Genomic DNA, 4,893 nt, shown 5'->3' on the forward strand with positions numbered 1-4,893 from the left:
TGACAGTTCAATATCAGAAGTGATCTGCACCAATCTCGACTATGCTCAATACTCGTGTGGGCTCTGTTGCAAAAATCGTGAAGCTTGAGCATGCTTGGCGGAGATTGGACGGACGGAACGATGACGGATTTCAAGTGGCGCCATTTCCAGGGTGATGTGATCCTGTGGGCGGTGCGCTGGTATTGTCGCTATCCGATCAGCTATCGCGACCTTGAGGAAATGCTGGCGGAACGCGGCATTTCGGTCGACCATACGACGATCTATCGCTGGGTCCAGTGCTACGCCCCGGAGATGGAGAAGCGGCTGCGCTGGTTCTGGCGGCGTGGCTTTGATCCGAGCTGGCGCCTGGATGAAACCTACGTCAAGGTGCGGGGCAAGTGGACCTACCTGTACCGGGCAGTCGACAAGCGGGGCGACACGATCGATTTCTACCTGTCGCCGACCCGCAGCGCCAAGGCAGCGAAGCGGTTCCTGGGCAAGGCCCTGCGAGGCCTGAAGCACTGGGAAAAGCCTGCCACGCTCAATACCGACAAAGCGCCGAGCTATGGTGCAGCGATCACCGAATTGAAGCGCGAAGGAAAGCTGGACCGGGAGACGGCCCACCGGCAGGTGAAGTATCTCAATAACGTGATCGAGGCCGATCACGGAAAGCTCAAGATACTGATCAAGCCGGTGCGCGGTTTCAAATCGATCCCCACGGCCTATGCCACGATCAAGGGATTCGAAGTCATGCGAGCCCTGCGCAAAGGACAGGCTCGCCCCTGGTGCCTGCAGCCCGGCATCAGGGGCGAGGTGCGCCTTGTGGAGAGAGCTTTTGGCATTGGGCCCTCGGCGCTGACGGAGGCCATGGGCATGCTCAACCACCATTTCGCAGCAGCCGCCTGATCGGCGCAGAGCGACAGCCTACCTCTGACTGCCGCCAATCTTTGCAACAGAGCCTCCGTCGCCATGCTCACCTCGCTTTGGTGCACACGAGTATTGAGCATAGTCGAGATTGGTGCAGATCACTTCTGATATTGAACTGTCAGGAGCTGGCTGCACAACAGCCATTACGCCCAATCAACTGGTGCAGTCGTCTTCTGAAAATGACACTGTTTGTATATAATCATGAAAAAATGGTGAGTAGAGTTTCAGGGTAACAGGGGATGCTTATGTCGGTTTTCCACAACTGGCTACTTGAGATCGCATGTGAGAATTACTTCGTCTACATCAAACGCCTTTCCGCCAACGATACCGGCGCAACAGGTGGTCACCAGGTAGGGCTTTATATCCCTTCAGGTATCGTTGAAAAACTCTTTCCGTCTATCAACCATACCCGTGAACTGAACCCTTCGGTTTTTCTCACCGCACATGTGTCATCGCATGATTGCCCTGACAGCGAAGCCAGGGCAATTTATTATAACAGCCGTCATTTTGGTAAAACCCGGAATGAAAAAAGGATTACCCGCTGGGGTAGAGGCAGCCCACTTCAGGATCCTGAAAATACAGGGGCTCTGACGCTCCTGGCTTTCAAGCTTGATGAGCAAGGGGGGGACTGTAAGGAAGTAAATATTTGGGTATGCGCCAGCACTGATGAAGAGGACGTCATTGAGACCGCTATTGGTGAAGTTATACCCGGAGCGCTTATATCCGGCCCCGCAGGACAGATTCTAGGCGGACTATCTCTACAGCAAGCGCCAGTAAATCATAAATATATTCTACCTGAAGACTGGCACCTGCGCTTTCCGTCGGGAAGTGAAATTATTCAGTATGCAGCCAGCCATTATGTGAAAAATTCCCTTGATCCGGATGAGCAACTTCTTGACCGCCGGCGCGTGGAGTACGACATATTTCTATTGGTTGAGGAACTGCATGTTCTGGATATCATCCGGAAAGGATTTGGCTCTGTGGATGAATTTATTGCGCTGGCCAATTCTGTCAGCAATCGCCGTAAATCCAGAGCCGGGAAGTCGCTGGAACTGCACCTGGAGCATCTATTCATTGAGCACGGCCTGCGACACTTTGCGACGCAGGCCATCACAGAAGGTAATAAAAAACCCGATTTCCTTTTCCCTTCCGCAGGGGCTTACCACGATACTGAGTTTCCCGTAGAAAATCTGCGCATGCTGGCAGTCAAGACTACCTGTAAGGATCGCTGGCGTCAGATACTGAATGAGGCCGATAAAATTCATCAGGTGCATCTGTTTACACTCCAGGAGGGAGTTTCTCTGGCTCAATATCGGGAGATGCGGGAGTCGGGTGTCAGATTGGTCGTGCCATCATCTCTGCACAAAAAATACCCGGAGGCGGTGAGAGCTGAGCTAATGACGCTAGGTGCGTTTATTGCTGAGCTGACAGGGCTTTACGCAGATATTCCATAGATTATCTCCCGGCATAAATACCGGGAGGAGCGATCAGATTCGTTCAACCTTGCACGAATCGGCATTAACCGCTTTCAGGATATAAGGTTCAAGCAGTTTGGCTACGGCTTCAAACACGGGCACCACTACGGAGTTACCGAACTGCCTGTACGACTGAGTGTCTGACACAGGAATGCGAAAAGGCCTGCCATCTACTTTTTCAAAACCCATAAGGCGCGCGCACTCTCGCGGAGTCAGCCTGCGGGGCCGATGCGCCTGATTTTCTTCGTTCGCGAAGTCTGTTTCACCTGTGGCCATATCCCAGCCACGGTCTATCAGAATTTCAGACCCGTCTTTGTGATAGCGAGCAGAAAGCGTACGGGCAATGCTTTCTTTATTTTCAGGATTAACGAGGCCAAAACCGAATCCGTTACCCTTAGCTGCGTGCTTTTTGGCGTAGTTATAGAGATACTCCCAGAGTTTCGGCGTCAGTATATATTTGCTGTCAACCACGGGTTCCAGCAGTTCGCCAAATGACGGACGCTGTTCCGGATAAAAACGACTAATATCGCGCAGGGTAAAGCCCTGGTGAATGTTCAGATCACGGCGGAAACCGACCAAAACGATACGTTCTCGGTGCTGAGGTAAAAAGTGTTTTCCGTCGATAACTTTAGGATCGTTTTTGCCCATCTCAGCTGCATCCGCAACTTCATAGCCAAGTTCGTCGAGGGTATCCATGATGACTTTAAAGGTTTTACCCTTGTCATGGCTCTTCAGGTTTTTAACGTTTTCAAGAACAAAGATGGCAGGTTTTTTTGCGCGGATAATACGCGCCACATCGAAGAAAAGCGTTCCCTGAGCCTCACATTCGAAACCATGCGCGCGCCCGAGCGAGTTTTTCTTGCTTACGCCCGCAAGGCTGAACGGTTGACAGGGGAAACCTGCTAGAAGTACATCATGATCCGGCACATGCTCATTAATGTAAGCATAGGCATCGTTTTCAGGTACTTCAGGTTTATCACTGAGCGTGACTTCCCGAATATCTAGATTGAAAGTGTGTTCCTGAGCATCGTTAAACCAGTTAGCTTTATATGTGCGCACAGCCTCTTTATTCCATTCACTGGTAAAAACGCACTGGCCACCGATGGTTTCGAAGCCCTTCCGTATACCTCCAATCCCAGCAAACAGGTCAATAAACCGGAAGGCATAGTCAGGGTGATGTGCAGGCGCTTCCGGAAGCATTTTTCGTAGAAGTTCCTCTTCGGCTAACGTCAGCGTCTTAGGTGAGCACTTACCATTAATCCAGCGATTAAGAGTCTCGCGACTCCACTCATTTTTACCAACTTTTCTAAGCAGTTCAGCCACGTACTTCTGGTCATAGATTTCCAGCACCTGCCCGAGCAGCTTTTTATCATTTTCCTGTCGCAGTTGTTCTTCCGCTTCTGCTTTCTCAAGCAGATCCTGCGCCAGTAATTCAAATTCAGACATATTGCCTCCATTGGGTCTTATGGGTGAAACTGTATCACTCATTTGACCCAGATTGAATGTTTTTATCTGGATATTTAAACAGGTTTATTGTTAGGTAACGCACGTTGGCCACGCTGGAGCGTCTTCTGGGCCTGCTGTCGGCCTTTGAGGTCGTGGTATGGATGACGGATGGCTGGCCGCTGTATGAATCCCGCCTGAAGGGAAAGCTGCACGTTATCAGCAAGCGTTACACTCAGCGCATTGAGCGACATAACCTGAATCTGAGACAACATCTGGCAAGGCTGGGACGGAAGTCACTGTCGTTCTCAAAATCGGTGGAGCTGCATGACAAGGTCATCGGGCATTATCTGAACATAAAACACTATCAGTAAGTTGGAGTCATTACCGGTTCTCTTTGTCTTTTAGTGATTCTATAAACCTCATTACGTCTGAATATAAAAATCTATTATTTGATTTATGTGGCTCATGAGGTTGTGGGATGGTCTTGTTTTTGAATGTGCCAGTTTTCTTAATGGCAAAGATTAACTCACCTTCTGTTATTCCTAACATTTCAGCAAATGTTTTTGCTTCTATAGTTACTGACTTCATTTAATTAACTCTCATGGTATCGATTTTCTTTACCGGCATCTTTAACAATGGTGCTCGTTTCTAGTGTTGCTGCGGTACGCTTCATCATCGTCTGCGGGGCGGTTGCGATAGTGAAGGAGCTGCCGGGCGTGAGCAAATCTATCAGGCGCTGGCCGCTGATAATCTCCATCCGTTCACTGGCAATACTGACAGATTTTGAACCTGCGCCGGTTTTCCCGGTATGGCAAAACAGACCGCGACAGTTATGACGTTTAAGCAACTTCTCGAACTCCTGTACGTGCTGTAAAGCAATATGGCCGCGATAGCGTTTAGCCTGAATAAGATAGCGATATTTTCCTATTATTACCTGGCCGTCAATGCCTCCATCGCCGGTATAGCGTTTGTTTCTGATGGTTCTGAAGCCATGCGCTTCAAATCCTTCCAGCAACAGTTCTTCAAACACAAAAGGATCAATTTTCCTCAGGTAGTTAATTTTTTG

General features: G+C 49.7%; 5 protein-coding genes and 2 pseudogenes. 3 read left to right on the top strand and 4 right to left on the bottom strand.

Annotation, left to right across the window (positions count from 1 at the left end):
* Nucleotides 1–120: 120 nt before the first annotated feature.
* Nucleotides 121–885, top strand: coding sequence for an IS6-like element IS6100 family transposase (locus ACOI6Z_RS27215; protein WP_001389365.1), 765 nt, complete (start codon nt 121–123; stop codon nt 883–885).
* 139 nt (nt 886–1,024) lie between these two features.
* On the opposite strand, the pseudogene ACOI6Z_RS27220 reads toward ACOI6Z_RS27215, so the two are convergent.
* Nucleotides 1,025–1,090: pseudogene (locus ACOI6Z_RS27220) on the bottom strand (EAL domain-containing protein); the annotation flags it as partial.
* A gap of 61 nt (nt 1,091–1,151) precedes the next feature.
* Here ACOI6Z_RS27220 and ACOI6Z_RS27225 point away from each other — a divergent pair.
* Complete coding sequence (locus ACOI6Z_RS27225; RefSeq protein ID WP_001749969.1) at nt 1,152–2,360, top strand: type II site-specific deoxyribonuclease; 1,209 nt, start codon at nt 1,152–1,154, stop codon at nt 2,358–2,360.
* Between the two features lie 33 nt (nt 2,361–2,393).
* Here ACOI6Z_RS27225 and ACOI6Z_RS27230 read toward each other — a convergent pair whose 3' ends face one another.
* On the bottom strand, nt 2,394–3,827 hold the full coding sequence (locus ACOI6Z_RS27230) for a DNA cytosine methyltransferase (protein WP_001288432.1): 1,434 nt from the start codon (nt 3,825–3,827) through the stop codon (nt 2,394–2,396).
* Nucleotides 3,828–3,925: 98 nt separating this feature from the next.
* Between ACOI6Z_RS27230 and ACOI6Z_RS27235 the strand changes: the two are divergent.
* Nucleotides 3,926–4,198: pseudogene (locus tag ACOI6Z_RS27235) on the top strand (IS1 family transposase); the annotation flags it as partial.
* Nucleotides 4,199–4,208: 10 nt separating this feature from the next.
* Here the strand turns inward: ACOI6Z_RS27235 and ACOI6Z_RS27240 are convergent.
* Together ACOI6Z_RS27240 and ACOI6Z_RS27245 are read right to left on the bottom strand one after the other, a co-directional pair.
* Nucleotides 4,209–4,415: a hypothetical protein gene (locus ACOI6Z_RS27240; protein WP_001749967.1), complete on the bottom strand. Its 207-nt coding sequence runs from the start codon at nt 4,413–4,415 to the stop codon at nt 4,209–4,211.
* A 4-nt stretch (nt 4,416–4,419) separates the two neighbouring features.
* Nucleotides 4,420–4,893 (bottom strand): restriction endonuclease (locus tag ACOI6Z_RS27245; protein WP_017896675.1); only part of this gene is annotated, 474 nt, incomplete at its 5' end.

Source organism: Klebsiella sp. C239 (assembly GCF_048822715.1).
GTDB classification, from domain to species: domain Bacteria; phylum Pseudomonadota; class Gammaproteobacteria; order Enterobacterales; family Enterobacteriaceae; genus Klebsiella; species Klebsiella quasipneumoniae.

Bases quoted from the DNA above. Each gene is read 5' to 3' on its own strand.
- ACOI6Z_RS27230 (WP_001288432.1), bottom strand. From the start codon at position 3,827: ATGTCTGAATTTGAATTACTGGCGCAGGATCTGCTTGAGAAAGCAGAA.
- ACOI6Z_RS27225 (WP_001749969.1), top strand. From the start codon at position 1,152: ATGTCGGTTTTCCACAACTGGCTACTTGAGATCGCATGTGAGAATTAC.
- ACOI6Z_RS27215 (WP_001389365.1), top strand. From the start codon at position 121: ATGACGGATTTCAAGTGGCGCCATTTCCAGGGTGATGTGATCCTGTGG.
- ACOI6Z_RS27240 (WP_001749967.1), bottom strand. From the start codon at position 4,415: ATGAAGTCAGTAACTATAGAAGCAAAAACATTTGCTGAAATGTTAGGA.